General features: G+C 37.2%; 2 protein-coding genes. Both read right to left on the reverse strand.

From position 1 onward, the window contains the following. Positions 1 to 229: 229 nt before the first annotated feature. Positions 230 to 1,360 (reverse strand): aldo/keto reductase, encoded by a 1,131-nt coding sequence (locus tag FFR48_RS27155; protein WP_137669501.1) that lies wholly within the window; start codon positions 1,358 to 1,360, stop codon positions 230 to 232. A 149-nt stretch (positions 1,361 to 1,509) separates the two neighbouring features. Then, positions 1,510 to 2,007, reverse strand: a complete 498-nt coding sequence (locus tag FFR48_RS27160; RefSeq protein WP_096572152.1) for a bifunctional nuclease family protein — start codon at positions 2,005 to 2,007, stop codon at positions 1,510 to 1,512. Positions 2,008 to 2,549 lie beyond the last annotated feature (542 nt).

Genomic DNA, 2,549 nt, shown 5'->3' on the forward strand with positions numbered 1-2,549 from the left:
CGGAAAAAGTGTGCATTTTTTGGGATTTCAAGAGATGGCAAAGAAATTTTCAAATCTTCTCCTGACTCCTGACTCCTGACTCCTGACTCCTATGCCCTCACGGAAAGACTTTCTCAGCAACCCCTATCTAAATATCTCCATCCTGAAAATCCTCAAATCCTGGACATCCTGATTCTGACAAAAAATATTTAATGTTTTAATCCTGGACATTCTGATTCTGACAAAATATCTAACCCCACAACCTCCTCCCCCCTTTCCCATTTAACCTTTCATGGGTATCATTTAACAAAGCAGGAATATCTAAATTTTCAGGACATTTCGGTAAACAATCACCGCATTCTGTACACCGATTTCCTTTCATTCCGGGAAACCAATGACCCGCATTTTCAAACATTGCATAACGATATTTTCCATAATCAATCATATCATAAGCAACTGCTAAATTTCTTAATCTTAAAACTTCAGGAATATTGATATTTTCAGGACAAGGTAAACAAGCATAACATTGACTACATTTATCAGTTTCTAAAACTTGATTCTTTTGATTTTCTAAGTTTTTAAAAACTTTTATCTCTTCTGTTGTTAACTCATTAATATTATGAGAAACTGCCAAAGGTGCAATTAATTCTTCTGGAGTTGCAGCACCGACGCTTAAAGTTGTAATTCTGGAATCACTCAATAAAAACCGATAATTTAATTCTAAAGGTGTGAAAGGTTGACACAGTTCTTTTAATTTGTCTGGTGGTGTGTAAAGTCTTCCTCCTTTATCAGCAGGAGAAATAATAAATACACCCATATCTTTTTTTGTAGCTGCTTCAATCGCTAAATTATTACGTTGGAAAAAATAATAATAATGCAAATTCACAAATTCAAATAAATCTGTATTAATTGCTGCCAAAATAATCTCTAAAGCACCATGAGTAGAGAAACCAATATGTTTAACTCTGCCATCATTTACAGCTTCATGAACAGCTTGCATACAGCCATTTTTAGTTTCTACCCATTCTAAATGTTGCCTAGTATTTAAACCATGAATACCCAAACAATCTAAATAATCTAAATTTAAACGTTGTAAAGATTCATCAATGTACTGATGCATGGTGTCAGCATCAGCACAGGGAGGAATTTTAGTAGTGATATATAATTGATTTCTTGGTACTGATAAACCGCTTTTTATTGCTGTACCTAAATACTCCTCACTTTTACCATAACCTCTAGCAGTTTCTATGTGATTGATACCTAAAGATAAAGCTTTTTCAATAGTTTGATGAGCAGTTTCTACGTTATTTAAATAACGCATTGTTCCCAAAGAAAACACTGATAATTTTAAATTTGTTTTACCAAAACGTCGATATTGCATAATGGGTAATGGGTAATGGGTAATGGGTAATTGGTGATTGGTGATTGGTGATTGGTGATTGGGAAAATACAAATAATTTCCCCCTGCTCCCTGCTCCCTGCTCCCCTGCTTCTTCCCCAGTCACCAGTCCCCAGTCCCCAGTCTCCTATTTAACCGTCACCGTTACCAAATCGCTTGATTAAATCTTCAGGACGAAGATTAGAAACGAACTCCCGGAAAGCTTGTTGTTCAGCTTCATCCGCATCACGATCAACGGGAATAGAAGCATCTGCTACCACTTCTTCCATCACCCAAATCGGTGCATTTGTCCGTAAAGCAATGGCGATCGCATCACTAGGACGAGAATCTATTTCTTTTTTTACCTCTCCTTGCTGCACAATTAAAGCAGCGTAGAATGTATCCTTTTGCAAAGAATGAATTATCACCTTTTCTAAGGTCATATTCCATGCTTCCAAAACATTTACCATCAAGTCATGAGTTAAAGGTCTAGGGGGTTTTTGATGCTCCATAGCACCCATAATCGCCCTAGCTTGATCCTGACCGATATAAATTGGTAAAGCCCGACGATCTGAACTATCTTTCAGGAGTACAATCGGACTACGGGTTATGGCATCTAAAGCTATACCAGCGACTCTCATTTCAATCATTGGCCAACCCTCTAAAATCCTTGTATTGCTTGAGTGCTATGTGGCAAAACATACCCTTGATTGGGTTTTTCTAAGACAGAAGTAAACATAGGGCTTTTCTTCTTTATAATCGCTTCTATTAAACTGCTACATAAAACCCAAATAATCTGGACTTTACTCCTGATTTTATTGGCAAAATGAGAGCAGTGTTCCCTCTTTCAGCTTAAACGCCTATCTTTTGGGAAGCGAGTTATAGCCAAATACGAGCAATTATTGTCCGATATGTGGCAGTATATAAGGCTTTATCGGAAAATTAATCTCCACCCGATGACTCCGAACTTGTAGTAAACACCAGAGTAAGTCAAAATGCTCTCCTCAAATCATAATCGTCTTAACCAAGTATGCCTTGAGATTGATGTTAATGTGTGACTGTTCAGCCGATACAAAAAAGCTAACTAATGCTAACAAAAGTTGGCTTTTTCTTCCTGTTTCACCCTAGCAGTGTCGGCACTATCTAGTCCACAGGCTAACACGATCAATCTGACCGCTTCTTGTTTTAAATT

This window comes from Sphaerospermopsis reniformis (assembly GCF_005402885.1).
Lineage (GTDB): Bacteria > Cyanobacteriota > Cyanobacteriia > Cyanobacteriales > Nostocaceae > Sphaerospermopsis > Sphaerospermopsis kisseleviana.

Excerpts from the sequence above, each read along its gene's own strand:
- FFR48_RS27155 (WP_137669501.1), bottom strand. The coding sequence starts at position 1,360 with ATGCAATATCGACGTTTTGGTAAAACAAATTTAAAATTATCAGTGTTT.
- FFR48_RS27160 (WP_096572152.1), bottom strand. The coding sequence starts at position 2,007 with ATGATTGAAATGAGAGTCGCTGGTATAGCTTTAGATGCCATAACCCGT.